The organism is Pseudanabaena sp. UWO311 (genome assembly GCF_006937785.1).
Taxonomy (GTDB): Bacteria; Cyanobacteriota; Cyanobacteriia; order Pseudanabaenales; family Pseudanabaenaceae; genus Pseudanabaena.
Genome location: NZ_SJEE01000001.1, coordinates 251,676 through 266,450 on the forward strand (window position 1 = coordinate 251,676; position 14,775 = coordinate 266,450).

The 14,775-nt window shown below is 42.4% G+C and carries 13 protein-coding genes and 1 pseudogene; 8 read left to right on the plus strand and 6 right to left on the minus strand.

Annotated features, from left to right (window positions below; genetic code table 11):
• Positions 1–117: 117 nt before the first annotated feature.
• Complete coding sequence (locus PseudUWO311_RS01220) at positions 118–1,137, minus strand: adenylate/guanylate cyclase domain-containing protein (RefSeq protein WP_142653275.1); 1,020 nt, start codon at positions 1,135–1,137, stop codon at positions 118–120.
• Between the two features lie 135 nt (positions 1,138–1,272).
• Here PseudUWO311_RS01220 and PseudUWO311_RS23845 point away from each other — a divergent pair, with 135 nt between their 5' ends.
• Both PseudUWO311_RS23845 and PseudUWO311_RS01225 read left to right on the plus strand, forming a co-directional pair.
• Positions 1,273–1,443 (plus strand): hypothetical protein, encoded by a 171-nt coding sequence (locus PseudUWO311_RS23845; protein WP_190303350.1) that lies wholly within the window; start codon positions 1,273–1,275, stop codon positions 1,441–1,443.
• A 307-nt stretch (positions 1,444–1,750) separates the two neighbouring features.
• Positions 1,751–3,085, plus strand: a complete 1,335-nt coding sequence (locus tag PseudUWO311_RS01225) for an efflux RND transporter periplasmic adaptor subunit (RefSeq protein WP_142653276.1) — start codon at positions 1,751–1,753, stop codon at positions 3,083–3,085.
• Between the two features lie 99 nt (positions 3,086–3,184).
• On the opposite strand, the gene PseudUWO311_RS01230 is transcribed toward PseudUWO311_RS01225, so the two are convergent.
• Positions 3,185–3,469: a hypothetical protein gene (locus tag PseudUWO311_RS01230; RefSeq protein WP_142653277.1), complete on the minus strand. Its 285-nt coding sequence runs from the start codon at positions 3,467–3,469 to the stop codon at positions 3,185–3,187.
• A 220-nt stretch (positions 3,470–3,689) separates the two neighbouring features.
• Here PseudUWO311_RS01230 and PseudUWO311_RS01235 point away from each other — a divergent pair, with 220 nt between their 5' ends.
• Both PseudUWO311_RS01235 and PseudUWO311_RS01240 read left to right on the plus strand, forming a co-directional pair.
• Positions 3,690–4,745 (plus strand): hypothetical protein, encoded by a 1,056-nt coding sequence (locus PseudUWO311_RS01235; RefSeq protein WP_142653278.1) that lies wholly within the window; start codon positions 3,690–3,692, stop codon positions 4,743–4,745.
• Between the two features lie 5 nt (positions 4,746–4,750).
• Positions 4,751–7,630: an AAA family ATPase gene (locus PseudUWO311_RS01240; protein WP_142653279.1), complete on the plus strand. Its 2,880-nt coding sequence runs from the start codon at positions 4,751–4,753 to the stop codon at positions 7,628–7,630.
• An 80-nt stretch (positions 7,631–7,710) separates the two neighbouring features.
• On the opposite strand, the pseudogene PseudUWO311_RS24780 reads toward PseudUWO311_RS01240, so the two are convergent.
• The 4 genes and pseudogenes from PseudUWO311_RS24780 to PseudUWO311_RS01260 form a co-directional block, all read right to left on the minus strand.
• Positions 7,711–8,100 (minus strand): annotated as a pseudogene (locus PseudUWO311_RS24780) (type II toxin-antitoxin system VapC family toxin).
• On the minus strand, positions 8,097–8,333 hold the full coding sequence (locus PseudUWO311_RS01250; RefSeq protein ID WP_142653280.1) for a type II toxin-antitoxin system Phd/YefM family antitoxin: 237 nt from the start codon (positions 8,331–8,333) through the stop codon (positions 8,097–8,099). The pseudogene PseudUWO311_RS24780 and the gene PseudUWO311_RS01250 overlap by 4 nt, the downstream one beginning before the upstream one ends.
• A gap of 184 nt (positions 8,334–8,517) precedes the next feature.
• A complete protein-coding gene (locus tag PseudUWO311_RS01255; RefSeq protein ID WP_103666871.1) occupies positions 8,518–8,967 on the minus strand; it encodes an NAD(P)H-quinone oxidoreductase subunit N in 450 nt (149 codons plus the stop codon).
• Positions 8,968–9,089: 122 nt separating this feature from the next.
• Positions 9,090–9,473 (minus strand): hypothetical protein, encoded by a 384-nt coding sequence (locus PseudUWO311_RS01260; protein ID WP_103666872.1) that lies wholly within the window; start codon positions 9,471–9,473, stop codon positions 9,090–9,092.
• 233 nt (positions 9,474–9,706) lie between these two features.
• On the opposite strand from PseudUWO311_RS01260, the gene PseudUWO311_RS01265 reads away from it, so the two are divergent.
• The 4 genes from PseudUWO311_RS01265 to PseudUWO311_RS01280 all read left to right on the plus strand — a co-directional run bounded on the left by PseudUWO311_RS01265 (position 9,707) and on the right by PseudUWO311_RS01280 (position 14,719).
• Positions 9,707–11,041: a TrkH family potassium uptake protein gene (locus tag PseudUWO311_RS01265; RefSeq protein WP_142653281.1), complete on the plus strand. Its 1,335-nt coding sequence runs from the start codon at positions 9,707–9,709 to the stop codon at positions 11,039–11,041.
• Between the two features lie 77 nt (positions 11,042–11,118).
• Entirely contained in the window at positions 11,119–11,895 is a 777-nt protein-coding gene (locus PseudUWO311_RS01270) for a potassium channel family protein (protein WP_142653282.1), read from the plus strand.
• A gap of 211 nt (positions 11,896–12,106) precedes the next feature.
• Positions 12,107–13,210 carry a hypothetical protein gene (locus PseudUWO311_RS01275; protein WP_142653283.1) on the plus strand — a complete coding sequence of 368 codons (1,104 nt, stop codon included), beginning with the start codon at positions 12,107–12,109 and terminating at the stop codon, positions 13,208–13,210.
• 54 nt (positions 13,211–13,264) lie between these two features.
• Positions 13,265–14,719 (plus strand): UDP-N-acetylmuramoyl-tripeptide--D-alanyl-D-alanine ligase, encoded by a 1,455-nt coding sequence (locus tag PseudUWO311_RS01280; protein ID WP_263402883.1) that lies wholly within the window; start codon positions 13,265–13,267, stop codon positions 14,717–14,719.
• Positions 14,720–14,775: the final 56 nt, after the last annotated feature.

The following is a 14,775-nucleotide window of genomic DNA, read 5'->3' on the forward strand; positions in this document are numbered from 1 at the left end:
ATCATCTCTCAAACCAAAAAAAATTGAAAGCGTTGCTTTGCAACGCTTTCAATTTTTTTTGGTTTGAGAGATAGCAAAGCGCCGATTGAAGAGAAAGCTCTAGTGCTTTCTCTTCGATCAGTCTGAGTCTAGCTTCTGAATGTATGTACCTAATTCATTAAAAGTGCCAGCATAGGTAACCGTGGGGGTCGTGTAGCCTTTAAGATCCACAGAATATTGCTTTAGGGGTAGTAAAACCGCTGCATATGGTGTATGACCATAAGTCATAGAGCCAATCGCTACATCTAGCCCCAATTGCTTAGTTGATGACTCCAATCGGAAGGCAGCATTAACCGTATCACCAAGAGCCGTGTAGTCTGGGTGCTCACTAGTTCCCATTTGTCCAACCATCGCATATCCAGTATTTACACCTGCACCAACGCGCAATTGAAATGGTAATTCAAACTGTTGATTAAGTTGATTGCTCATTTCATAAAGCTCATGCAGAGCGCGGTAGACCTTGAGCATGTCTTGAGTTGCCACAGTCTCTGAGCCGCTTCCAGCGTCATGAATCCAGACGGTCATGACCGCATCGCCAATATATTTGTCTACCCAACTGCCGTAGCGATCGATAATCTCTCCAGCACGACGGAACCAAGTGCCGATCGCTTCTGAAAGAATCTGCTCATCCATTTGCTGCGTTAGTTTCGTAAAGTCCCGAATATCAACCACTAACACCGTAATTAGTTGTCGCTTGTGAAGCATGGCAGTCGCGGCTGCATCGGTATTCTCGTCATTATTTGGACGTGCGTTGGTGTCGGGGGATGTGATTGTTTCTGGGCAGTAAAATTCTAACTTTGTTTCGCCTAGGATGATGCGATCGCCATTTTTTAAGCTCACAGGAATGGTCACTCGCTTGCCATTCACAAATGAACCATTGCGACTACCAAGATCGATTAGAAAATAGCTGCTTTCGCCAACAATTTGAAACATGGCGTGGTTGCGCGATGCACATTTATCAGACAAAGGAATATCATTTTCTGAGCCTCGTCCTAATGTCCAAGAATAAGCATTCACAAGAGGAATCTGCATCGTATCATCAGATCTGTGAAGTACGATATGTGGTTTTTCATCCCAAATTGTGGCAGGCTGACTCACAAGGTTATTAACCCTCAAATATAAATTTACGAGTGGATCTAAGAATTTTTGCGTCTCTTTGAGTCTTTGCTTTTGCTAATATACCGTTTTTTTGATGGTTGCAAGTAATCGGTCAAAAACCTAGCAATTCTCATTATGAAACCAATTTTGGGTTTTCCAGCGCCGCAGGCACTGGAAAACCCAATTTTTAAAATGAGAATTGCGATCAAAACCCAAAACCCAAATAATAACGGTAGCGCGAAGCACTACCGTTATTATTTGGGTTTTGGTCGCGATAATTTTGTGGCAATGATGCTGAGGGGCTGATTAACTGACAGATCTCTGTAGGGGCAGGTTTAGTAGATCCGTGATTGTTTTACAGCAAAGCTTTTAGCAAAAACTGCCCCTACGGTTAAAAGCTGATTTCAACAGTTTTGTCAGTCAATCAGGCTGAGGGGTGATGCAAAATAAACGCTAATACCATAACTTATTTATAAGTACCTCGGCATAATTCAAAAAATAGAGTCAAGATCTGTACTGCTCGCATAGCGAGCAGTACAGATCTTTGGGATTCTGCCCAGCTGCTTATAAAATTAATTTCTCATATTGTCAGCTTTGATCAAGCTTAATCTCGATGCAAACTACTGTCTCCCCAAAACAAGAAAATAATAAACTCAAAAGTCTCTGGAAAAAGCCTTGGTTAGTTGTAGTTTTAATCGTTGTTCTTCTAGGTGGTGGATTTATTGTCTTTCGCGCCTTAGCTAGTAGAGATCAAAGCTCAACTCTAGTCAATGATAAAACTGAACAAGTTGAATCAAAGTCTCTAGCGATCAAAATTAAATCTAGTGGCTCTGTTGTCCCGATTGAAACCGTGAATCTCAGCCCGAAGCAGGCTGGAAAACTAATTGAGCTATTAGTTGAGCAAGGGGCAAGAGTAAATCGAGGACAGGTGATTGCCAGAATGGACAATGCTAACTTGCTACCGCAACTTTATCAAGCTCAAGCTAGTGCCGCTGCCAGTGAGGCTAATTTAGTCAAATTACGCAATGGTAGTCGTCCTGAAGATATTGCGGCGGCTCAGGCTAGGGTAGAAGCTGCTCGCGGTCGTTTAGATGCAGCCCGATCGCGTTTAGCTTTAACCAATATGAAAACGAATCGTTTTCGGAGCTTACAAACTGAGGGCGCGATTTCTAGCGATCGCTTTGATGAAGTTGTAACTGACGATCGCAGCGCTCAGGCTGATTTGCAAACTGCTCAAGCTAATCTGGTTGAGGCTACTCGTCTATTAGAAGAATCACGTAATGGAAGTCGTGCTGAAGATATTGCTCAAGCGGAAGCACAACTTGCTCAAGCGATCGCAGGTATCAGAATCATCGAAGTCCAGATCGAAGATACGATTATTCGCGCTCCCTTTGCGGGGATTATCACCCAAAAATATGCCAATGCAGGAGCCTTTGTAACGCCGACAACGACAGCTTCGGCAAGCAATTCTTCTTCTTCAACTTCAATTGTAGCGATCGCGAATGGCTTAGAGATTATAGCGAAGGTTCCTGAAGTAGATATTTCCCAAATCAAGATTGGTCAAGAAGTGGAAATTGTTGCTGATGCTTTTCCGACTGAGGTGTTTAAGGGAAAAGTCCGTTTGATTGCGCCTGAAGCAATCATTGAGCAGAATGTTACGTCATTTCAAGTGCGTGTAACTTTAGAAACTGGCAAAGATAAGTTGCAATCGGGAATGAATACGGATTTGCGCTTTATTGGCAAACAAATTGATGGTGCTCTGGTTGTGCCGACGGTGGCGATCGTCACGCAAGAAGGCAAAACAGGTTTATTAATTGCTGATGAAAAGGGGCAACCCCAGTTTCAACCTGTGACGATTGGTTCAACTGTAGACAATCAGACTCAAATTTTAAGTGGTGCGAAAGTAGGTGATCGCGTATTTGTGAAACAACCAGATAAAAAGCCATAAAAAAAGGGAGTCTCGAAGAGACTCCCTTTTTTGTCTAATATGTTGGGGAACAAAAGCGATCGCTAAATTTTTACATCTAGCGATCGCTTCAGTTACAATTTAGTCAATGTCGTTATTAGCGAGGTATTGATTGGATGGGCAGTCTAGCTTCTCAACTTGTGGGGCTGGGCTATCTGGGATATGAGTCGATGAGGGTAGGTTAACGAGAGTTACACCAATTGTCATGAGATGTGATAGCACAAATCCGCTAATTTTGGCGATGAGTGGTAAGCGTTTCCAAGGGATTTCTAGCTCTAGGTGCAGTCCTTGCTCGTTAGCGGAGATTTCTAATTGGGTGTCGTTGATTGCTTGGTTATCTTTGTTGTTATCGATATTGTTAGCCATGTCCTTTAGCTCCTATTTTAAAGTTTAATTTTTCTGGACTAAACCTATTAAAATGCCTGTCAGAAGGGTGTCTGAGGATAATCAATGCGGATAATCAGCAACTTTAGAAAATACTTTTCAAATCCTGAAAAGCATTATTTAGCAAGGCTTTTGGGGCTTTGGGTAAGAATTGCGGATTTTCAGCAGTGGTTTGTTGATTTTCAGCAGGTGGAGGTGAGTTTTGGCTAATTGGAGATTGAGTAATGAGGGATATAAACTTTTTAACGAACGACTAAAAGCTAATGGCTGGGATTCGCTTAACAAAACTGAATTAGCAACATTGCTAAAAGCGGATCGCAATAACATAGTGACGAATTTGCTTAATAGGGATCATGAAGGACAGCTATCAAAACTAAAAGCTGTCATGATCCGTCTGGGATTAGATGAAGATGATGTTGAATCAGATAGTTTTGCAAGACGATATTTTGAAGAAGTTAAAACTCCTGCTAAATCTCTATCTGACGATAAGCTAGAATCTGGAATATTTCAGAGAGAAGAGATAGCGACTAACTCAAACACAAACTCATTTACTCAAAATCCTTTTGTTCCTCGTTCAGGGACTATTAACGATCCTGAACATTTTTTTGGGAGAGATAAGGAGATATATGACGTTTTTGAGGCAATTAACTCTGGTGACTGTGTTGAGTTGTTAGGAAAGCAACGACAAATCGGTAAGTCATCGATATTAATTCAGATTAAGAACCTTGCAATTACAAAATTTAGAGATAAATGGGAACCAATCTATCTCAATTTGAATACAATTCATACGGAACCAGATTTTTATGAATCTTTTTGCGATGAATTGAATATATCTGGTTGTACTGGTAATGACTTAAAAAGGCAGTTTAGGAAGAGACAAAACCGCATACTTTTACTTTTGGATGAGACAGAGAATTTAACAGAAAAAGGTTTTACAAGGGAAGTAAGACAGTCTCTAAGAGGTTTTGCAGATGAAGGTTATCTGATTTATGTTGTAGCGGTTTTTACGCCGCTCAAAGAAATGTTTAAAGATAGTCATGAGCAAGGGAAAACTTCACCTTTTCAAGATAGGTGTACGACAACGGTGGAAATCAATCCTTGGGATGAGAAAACGGTGTGTAGGTTTATTACTTCAAAACTAGAAAATACTGGAGTTTGCTTTAGTAATGCAGAAATAGAAAAATTGTGGTTAGAGAGCCAAGGTCATCCACAAAAACTGATGAAAGCTTGTTTTGATCTATATCGTCAATATCGCTAAAACCTATGACCGAAGAAACATCCACAGCACAAGTCCCACTCCTCGACCTCGCGCCAAAACTCAAGCGTCCACTGTCACTCTGGAATCCTCTTGATTATCTATTGTTGCTCTATTGGGTGTTCTATTTCCCACAAGCAATTCGTTGGTATGTGGAAACCTATTGCGAACCTGAACCCGAATCAGACCGACTAACATGGCAACAACGCTGGCAACTAGTCATAAACTCGCGCAAACGCCACCTAGCACTCATGGGATTACTTCTGGAAATAGCTGTTCCTATATCGATCTTTTTTAGTTTGGAAAGTGTCGGCATTCCAATTAATGAGAATTATCTTGAGTTTTCTGTGATTTTATCAGCTGTGATAATGGTTTTGACGCTATTTACGTCGAAAGGTTTGGAGATAGGTTCGTTGTATGGTTTGTTTTTGGGGATTATGGGTTTGGCAGCGTTTGGGGGGACTGGTGGGGCAGGAGGTGTGACTGGTGGGGCAGGAGGTGTGACGTTATTTGTGGTATTTGGTGTGACATTTGTTTCTAGGGCTAGTATAGCGGGTGGTGTGGCTTTGAGAGTAGCGAGTAGTATGGGGTCGTGTGTCACGATGGGTTTGGTATTTGGTGCGGGTGCGGGTGTGACATATGTTTTGGCGTTATGTGTGGCGAGCAGTGTGGCTATATTACGTCTAGATAATCTATTGCTCTCGCTTGGTTCCATTCCTAGAACTACACCCTTAACCTTACCTTGCCTTAGACATCAGCTTGACATTTGGCTTAAATCTGACTGGCAAAGCGGTCTGATGAATGTAAACCAACTCTTAAAATATTCCCTCCAATTTATTTCCGTTGATGTTTCACTTAACAAAGAACTTAATAGATTAGATTCTAGCTTGTTAGTTTCTCACATTGCTGCACTCAGCGATCTTATTTGGGATTGGGAAGTGCTGCGTTACACTTCAGCTTCTCTCACGGATGCCCTCAAAGCCGAATTTGTTGAAAATATTATTTGGCTCCCTTACAAATCATGGTTTGCAAGCCGTTGGGGAGCAAATCGAGATCTCCGTTTTGACACAGATGCTCATACTGCCGCCGCAGGTTTTTGGTATCTCTATGAAGCCTCAAAAGCTAAAGAAGTTGACGAATCTATTTCAAGTCTGACAAAAGCTGTAGAAGTATTTGAGAATTTAAGACAGATTAGACATGGCGATGAGATGTGTAAAATTGTCATAAACCTACGAAACTATAGTAAACCAACGAATCTAGAAGAGTTATTAAATATTCCCTCAACTGAATTTCCTAATGAAGCAAATTTTAATACCCCTAATTCACAAATATTTTCAGGGTTAGATATTTCCGATATCACAGTTAAACCTGCGCTTAAATCAGTATATTTTATTCCGATATCATTTATACCACCAGAAAAAGCAGAAGATAATATCTCAGGAAATTCTCCTCGCGTTGCAGCCGTTAAATTCTTAAGACTTGCATTTGATATTTTACGTCCTCAAACATGGAATTTAATTAGTAAATTATCAATTGCCCTCTCACAGATTCAAACTATTAGTCGCTCCACATCTCGTACCACCCGTTCCTACTCTCTAAACAGCGCTCTTGGACAAATCACAGAAGTCCTTAAAATTATTGATACGTTACCGACTGAAGTTTCTCGTGTCGAAAAACCAATCCTAAAAGATATAGCTATTCGCTGGCGCGATATCCTTCTCAGTGCAGCCAGTGAAATCGGACAAATCGAAATTGACAAACCGATCGCGAATCCCTACACCATCGGCGATCCTGTTATAGGTGAGCGTTTCATCGGACGAGAAGACATTCTCCGCCAACTCGAAGAACTCTGGTTTATCAACACTAGTCCACAATCGGTGATCCTCTATGGACATCGCCGCATGGGTAAAACCTCCATCCTTCGCAATGCCACCACCAAAGTTAATAGCGAAGTTCGCGTTGCCTACGTTAACCTCCTCAGCGTTAGTAGCGCCAACAACGGCATTACCGACATCCTCATGGCAATTTGCGACGCACTCGAAGAAGTTACCGAAATTCCTGTACCAAGCAATAACGACCTACTCCAATTCCCAGAAACCACCTTTCGCCGCTATTTAGAACAAATCACGAAAACCTTCACAGGCAAAGGACTCATCATCTCTCTTGACGAATTTGAGAAAATCGAAGAACTGATCGATGCAGGTAAACTCAGCAAAGATTTTCTCGGCTTCCTGCGTGGCATGGTGCAAATGAGCAGCAAACTCGCCTTTGCCTTTGCAGGACTGCACACCCTCCAAGAAATGAACGCCGACTACTTCCAGCCCTTCTTCTCTAGTTTTATTTCTATCCCCGTTACCTTCCTCACCCGTGAGGCAACTCACCAAGTCCTCGCCAACCCCGATCCCGAATTCCTACTCGAATACGAACCTACCGCCCTTGACCATATCTACGACCTTACCAACGGACAGCCCTACCTCACCCAACTGATCGGATTCCAACTCGTGCGCCTATTTAACGACTATGTATTCGAGCAAGGCAAACCACGCGATCGCACCTTCACCATTGATGATGTACGCACCATCTGCTCAGGCGAAAACTTTTTCGCCACAGGCATTAACTACTTCAATGGAGTCTGGCAACAAGCCGCCGAAGGTGCAGCTCATCAACAAGACATTCTCAAAGCCCTAGCCCCTCATCCCCAAGGACTCAACGAATCAGAACTAATCTCACAAACTAATCTACCTAGCGAAACTCTACAAGCCGCCCTCAAAACCCTCAAAGATCACGACGTAATTCGCGTTCAAAAAACTAATGAGATGGTTAATTATGCGATCGCTGTCGAACTCTCCCGTACTTGGGTCGTTAGATACAAACTGAGTAATACTTAGCCTGTCGCTCTGCCACTCCTTTACCATCCCTCTTCACGCCTGCGAGATCGAATTTTTTTCGCGATTTTCAACACTTCACCCTAACTCATTGTTGGTAACCAAGAACAACCTACAAGATTTTGATCGACAGTTGCTAAAGTTAGTTCATAGAAAATAGCTGAAGCAGCGATGAAGCGATCGGCAGGGTCTTGATGCGGTAACTCGATCTGGCGGCTTAAAAGTGCAATATCATGATTTAAGTTTGCTTCACGAGTTTCTAAGTTATTTAACGCTAATCCTATCCAGATTCTTGCTTCAGGTTTCAAAGAAATACGTTTTTTTTCAGCAAGTAGTAAGGTTTCCCAAATGCTAATTGGACTAAGCTAAAGCTCAGTGGATGAATCGGCGATCGCGGATTGTAGCTGTAGCGATAGGCGATCGTCACCAAGTTGATACCAAAGCCAAATATGAGTATCCAGCAGTAGTTTCACTGAAGTACTTCCCATACATTTTCAGGCAATGCTGGCATAACAATATCTCCCACAATCTCTCCGCTTCCTTTCAAGCTCCCAAAAGCTGGGCGTTGTTTTTGAGGCGTGGCAGGATAGATAATTACCCAAGGCTTGCCATTATGAAACACTGTTAGGGGTGTTTTGGTCTGCTGAATTTCTGTGAATAGATTCAATAAGGCTTGGGGTAGTTCGGCGGTACTCAGTTGTCCCATAAGATTTTGTTGTATTGATAAGGGCAATATATCACAAACATTTTTTATGATTTTTCTAACAACTGTTCCAGAGTCTCAGGAAAATCGCCATGCCTTAGCACCATTTTTTAATTTAGTCTCATCAATCGGTGTTTCATCCGCATCAAAAGCAAAAAAAGGAGTCGCTTCGCGACTCCTTTTTTTGCTAAGCAGCAACTGCTTGTTTGAGTGGTTGCCAAGTCACTTGGCGATCGCTACCTGTTTCAATCACGATTTTTACTCTGGGATCGCGATCGGGAATCTGGCTTAAAGTCTCAAGTTCTTCCTTAGATAGGTATTTACCCTCGATCAGCCACACAACTAAGCCCTTAGCTTTAGGAGGTAAAGCATTGAGGCGAAACTGGATCGCGGGTGGGATGAAATATGTGCGAATCTCGGTTTTGCCAAGGTGAGAAGGACGCACACCATGAACTCCAGTGAGATAGCTATTCACATCACCTAAACCACGCGCAGAAATGAACAAAATGTCATAACCCGCATTCTTCAGTCTAAGTTGGTAGCGACCTTCATATCCGCCTTCTGGGGGAACGCGCATTGCTAAAGCGCCTGCCTTTTCTAGGTCTTTGACAATTTTATCGGTTGCAATCAAGGGCATGGTGACATCCTATGCTAAACGCTAAATATAGAGCTAACAGTATTTTATACCTAGAAAGGAAAAGGATGCGCGAAGCGCATCCTTTTCCTTTCTAAAAAATGATCCAAAACAGGAGGATGTACTCATTCGACAACTTGGACATCAACATCGATAGTACCTGGTGGGGTAAGCCGTACAAATTTATTTTGCTGCTCTTGCAAAGGTTCACCACAGTTAGGACATTGAAACTGACTTGACCTTGAGGCATTAAAAGTTGTGTCGCATATAGGACAATCTGCTGTCACGATGCTGCGTTTAATCCACCATTGCAAACCAAAAAAGGCGACGACAGGGACGACTGTAATGAAACCAATCAAAATGAAAAACGAGTTAACTAGCCAACCTAGCCCGATCGCACTAAAAGCCCAAAAAACAAGCATAGTTGTTAGCCAAAAACGCACACCTGACCAGCGATCGCCACCGCCGCCGCCGTTGGGAAAATTATTGCCAAATGTGTAGTATTTCATTAGTTTCAGTCCCTGTATTTACCCTGTATTTGCATAATAGCGATCGTAACACTCTTATCTAATGTTGCCCTTCTGTCATTGGGTATGGTTAACCACAAATAAAGATTAGAGGCGGCGCTTTGCGCCGCCTCTAATCTTTATTTTGTGCCGCCGCAAAAATTTGTGTCGTCGCTATTTCCAACGATCGCTATAGAATTAATTTTGTAACTCACGGATATACTTGCGGAATCAACGTGAACCCAGCTAGAACAATTTGTCTTGGATTCGTGGCTGTCATATCAATTGGGACATTTTTACTAATGCTGCCGATATCATCTAGTAACGGCACATGGTCAGATCTGATCACCGCTTTATTTACCTCTACTTCTGCTGTATGCGTAACAGGTTTATCTGTAGTTGATGTCGGTAAATTTTATTCATTCTGGGGACAACTGTTCCTGACATTGTTAGTTCAAGTAGGCGGCTTGGGCTATATGACCGCAACTACTATCCTCTTATTGCTGATTGGACGTAGATTTAGCCTAAGGGACAAAGTGACTTTGCAGTCCGCATTAGATACCAATGGTATTCGTAGCGGTCTGCAATTAGTTAAGTCGATCATTGCCGTGACCATGTTATTTGAATTGACAGGGGTATTTGCCCTAATGCCCATCTTTAGCCAAAAAATGAGCTTTACGGAAAGTGTTTGGCAATCAATTTTTCATAGTGTTAATGCTTTTAATAATGCTGGTTTTAGCCTATTCACCGATAATTTGATGGGCTATGTGAATTCACCGATGGTCAGTATCATTATTGGCTTACTGATTATCTTTGGTGGCATCGGCTATCAAGTTATTTTGGAGGGTTATCTGTGGTTAAGAACAAAATTTTCACGCGATCGCGATTACATCTCCTTTAGCCTAACCTTCTGCGTAGCCACAAGCACAACCATTGCCTTACTCCTATTTGGAACTATATTTTTCTGGTTTACAGAGTTTAGTAATAGCGAAACATTGGGTAAATTGCCACTGTTTGATCAGATCGTCGGTGCATGGTTTCAGTCGGTTACTACGCGCACGGCTGGCTTCAATACGATTGACAATGGCAAAATGACTGTAACTGGGATATTTATCACGATCGCCCTAATGTTTATTGGTGCAAGTCCTGGAGGCACAGGCGGTGGGATTAAAACCACAACTGCGAGGATTTTAGCTAGTTGTACAGGCGCAGCATTACAGGGGCGAGATCAAATCAATCTTTATAAGCTGCAAGTACCAAATGGTCTGATCTTAAAAGCTGTTGGTGTCGCAGTGGGTTCATTATTTACAGTAATTTGTTCGACAGGGTTACTATCCCTAACTGATCGCAATATAGGCTTTATAAATATCCTATTTGAAGCAACTTCAGCTTTTGGTACAGTTGGCTTATCAACGGGGATTACCTCCGCGCTCTCACCAGCAGGTCGCCTTGTAATCATTGCCACGATGTATATCGGTCGGGTTGGCGTATTACTATTGATGGCAGCAATCTTTACTGATACCCGTCCTAGTTTGATTAAATACCCTCAAGAGTCGATGCTGGTAGGTTGAACGACTAAAGACAGAGCTTCGCTCTGTCTTTAGCAATGTGTAAAATTAAATCACCGTAAGGAATACAGGAAAATTTTGTGGATATATCTTCTTTAAGCTTTTTTCGCAGTCTGCGCCACGAGAATAAGCAATTTGCCGTGATTGGCTTAGGGCGATTTGGGCGATCGGTATGCTCGACCCTTGATCGCTTAGGGCATGAGGTCTTAGCTGCTGACAAAGATGAAGAGAGTGTCAGTCATGTACGTGCCAATAACCTAGCGGCGCATTGTATCCAATTAGATTCCACTAATCCACTCGCACTCAAAGAATCTGGCATTCTCGAAATTGATACGGTGATTGTTGCGATCGGCAATTTTTTAGAAGAGAGTATTATCACTACACTTAATGTGAAGGAAGCGGGAGTGAAGCATGTTGTTGCCAAGGCTTCATCTGAAGTACATGGTACTTTGCTCAAAAAAGTTGGTGCGGATCTAGTCGTTTATCCTGAAGCAGAAATGGGAAGAGCTTTAGCGCGATCGCTGACTCAACGAGGCATTTTAGAACGCTTTGAACTCGATCCAGATAACAGTATTGTCGAAGTGATGGTTCCTGAAGAGTTTGATGGGAAAACAATTCTAGAACTAAAGCTGCGTGGTCACTATGGCGTAAACGTGATTGCCGTTAGCCACGATCAAAAGTTTGAAATCAACCCTGATCCAAACCAAAAGCTGTTCAAAGGATCAGCGATCGTTGTAATTGGCAGCAACAAGAATATTAGTCGTCTGCCAATTTCCTGTGATTTGTTCAATAACGATGGAACCTATGTAACGACGCAGTTACCATTACATCAATCATCAGAAGTTAAACTTAAATAGAACAATCTAAGAGCAAGCACCCACTTAAATAGCTACTCTAGTTAAGACATAAGCCCAAAGAAGAGTTGTAGCGCAAAGCGCTACAACTCTTCTTTGGGCTTTGAGTAGAAGCTTAATTCTAATAAGTGTTTTTAACTAAACCTTAACTATTTTTAGGCGCACGAAATATAATGTGTCTAATTTAACAAAAAATTTTACTTTCGGAGTCCAAATGATTAGACATACCCTTGCAGATAATCTGGCAGAGGATTTTCACAACGCGGCAAGTGCTCCTGTTCCTACTCTGGCAAATATTTGGGCTAAGAAGTATATTCAAAATCTGCAAGCGGATTCCACTAAGCAGGATATTAAATCTAATAATTTAGAAGAAATCTTATCACCACAGAGGCGTGAAGCTACAGCTAAAAACCTACTGCAATCTCTGCGCTTCTCTAGTGCTCAGGCTTGGGCTAAGACTGAAAATTTATTAATGGGGCAGTTGCAATCCCATGGTATTTCCGCAGATTTAATCGATCCTTGGGAAATCGCCACAGATTCACGTTTTATGTTAGAGCAGGTTCTAAAGGTCTATACAGAGAATGCTGATAATCGGCTTTTAGAGATAGACTTGAACACAAATGGGCAAACGTTGAGTCTAGCGAGTCATACTCATCTGCCAACAATTGGACAACTCTCAGTAGCGATCGCTCAAAACGTCGGTAAGATTCGCAAAAAATACACATCGGTTGATGCGCGGGCGATCGGCTTTGTGAGTATGCAGTTTCATTACAGTGGGCAGTTACTTCTCGACTCACTCCCACCACTCGAAAAATTGATGGTCAACTCTTACTTCAAAGTCATAGACGATCATCTCTACATGCCCTTGCAAAGATGCTACGAAGCAGCTGGAAATCTAGACTATGATGACATTGCTCTAGAATCAGTGCGTCATTTGCTTACATTAACTAGTGAAATTGCAAGGCAAGTTTCTCAAAAAACACTGATTATGCATTCAGACTATCAGTGCTATAACGGCGTGCTGAGCTCACCTCAAATTCGCATTTCCAGCTTGCGCGATATTGAGATGTTTCAGGTTTATCTCTGTCTATGTGTTCTCGAAAAAAGCGTTGCTTCAATTCAGCAAGAGCTTTTCCCCCTCTGTATTATGCTCTATCCACCGTTAAAAGTTAGTTGGGAACTAGTGCGAACTTTGTTAAGACTACTTTCTCAAGAAATGCAAAATTATCTTAGCGAAGAACATGTTCACCAGTTCGAGCCATATCTCACCACCTTGAATGAAATGTTTGGTGATGATGTGCTGCCCGAAGCCCGATAATAATAAAGCTTAGAATATTAAACCTATAAGCTTGGTACAAAAGTTGCGAAACCTGTGACTTTTGTACCAGATTTGAGTTTGCCATCCGAAGCGCAGAACAGCTACGAACAGAAAAAATTAAGCATGACCTGTATTTGTACGATTAGCCAAGCGATCGCCATTACTTCGGCAACGGTTGCCAATATTGACGAAAACGCGCAAAACAACATAGAGATAAGGGGCGTTATTTCCGATAGCCGCAAACTCAAAGGTGGAGAGTTATTTGTAGCTTTAACTGGCGAGAACTTTGATGGTCATATGTTTGTGGCAAGAGCGATCGCCCAAGGAGCAGTAGCCGCACTCGTCAGCCATGAATGGGCTAGCTCGGTTGCCGCAGTCGGTTTACCAGTCTTAGCAGTTGACGATATAATCACGGCGTATCAAGATCTAGCCCGCTGGTGGCGATCGCAGTTTTTACACCCAGTTGTATCGATTACTGGCTCAGTGGGAAAAACTACTACTAAAGAAATTATTGCCAGTATGTTGGCTAGCTATGTTGAGCCTGATCAGCGAGTTCACAAGAGTCAGGCTAACCATAATAATGATATTGGTGTGGCGCAAACTTTGTTGTCGATTGATCCTGAGCTGGATCGTTTTGTAGTTGTAGAAATGGGGATGCGTGGTCTAGGCGAAATCGAACGCCTCGCCAAAACGGCTTTGCCAACGGTGAGCGTAATCACTAATGTGGGAACCGCACATATTGGCAGATTGGGTTCGCGAGAAGCGATCGCTCAAGCTAAATGCGAACTTTTAGCAGAGACTTCACCTACTGGCACGGCAGTTTTAAATGCTAGTAATCCCCTTTTACTAGAAAGTGCCAGCAAAGTTTGGCAAGGTAAAATAATCACCTATGGCTTAGGTATTGGGGATATCAATGGTGAACTAATTGATACTCAGTTACATGTGGAAGGTCTAACTTGGGACTTGCCCTTACCAGGTCGCCATAATGCTTTAAATTTTTTGGCAGGTCTAGCAGTTCTCAGAGCCTTAAATCTCGATTGGGCTCGGACAATTCAAGGTATTGGGAAACTCGATCTGCCATTTGGTAGAGCGCAGGTATACGAGTTGCCTCAAGATGTGATGATTCTTGATGAGACTTATAATGCTTCCCCTGAAGGAATGTTAGCCGCTCTACGCCAACTAGCTGATATGCCTGCAAAGCGTCATTGGGCTGTTTTAGGGACAATGAAAGAATTGGGGGAGATGTCTACTCAATTGCATCGTCAAGTTGGTGAAGCGATCAGTAACTTAGGAATTGAAGGCGCGATTATCTTGACCGATGGCGAAGCGGATGCGATTTTGGCAGGAGCTAATGGTTCATTGAAATATGCGATCGCCTGTCAGTCCTATGACGATATCACCCAGACGCTTTTAGAAAAAGTTAAAAGTGGCGATCGCATTCTGTTCAAAGCTTCGCGATCGGTTGGGATGGATCAAGTTGTCAAGGCATTTCGCCAAACTTGGCAATAGTTTGTTTTTACAGCAATTATCGATCAAACGAACCACTAGAAATTTTTTGAAAGTGT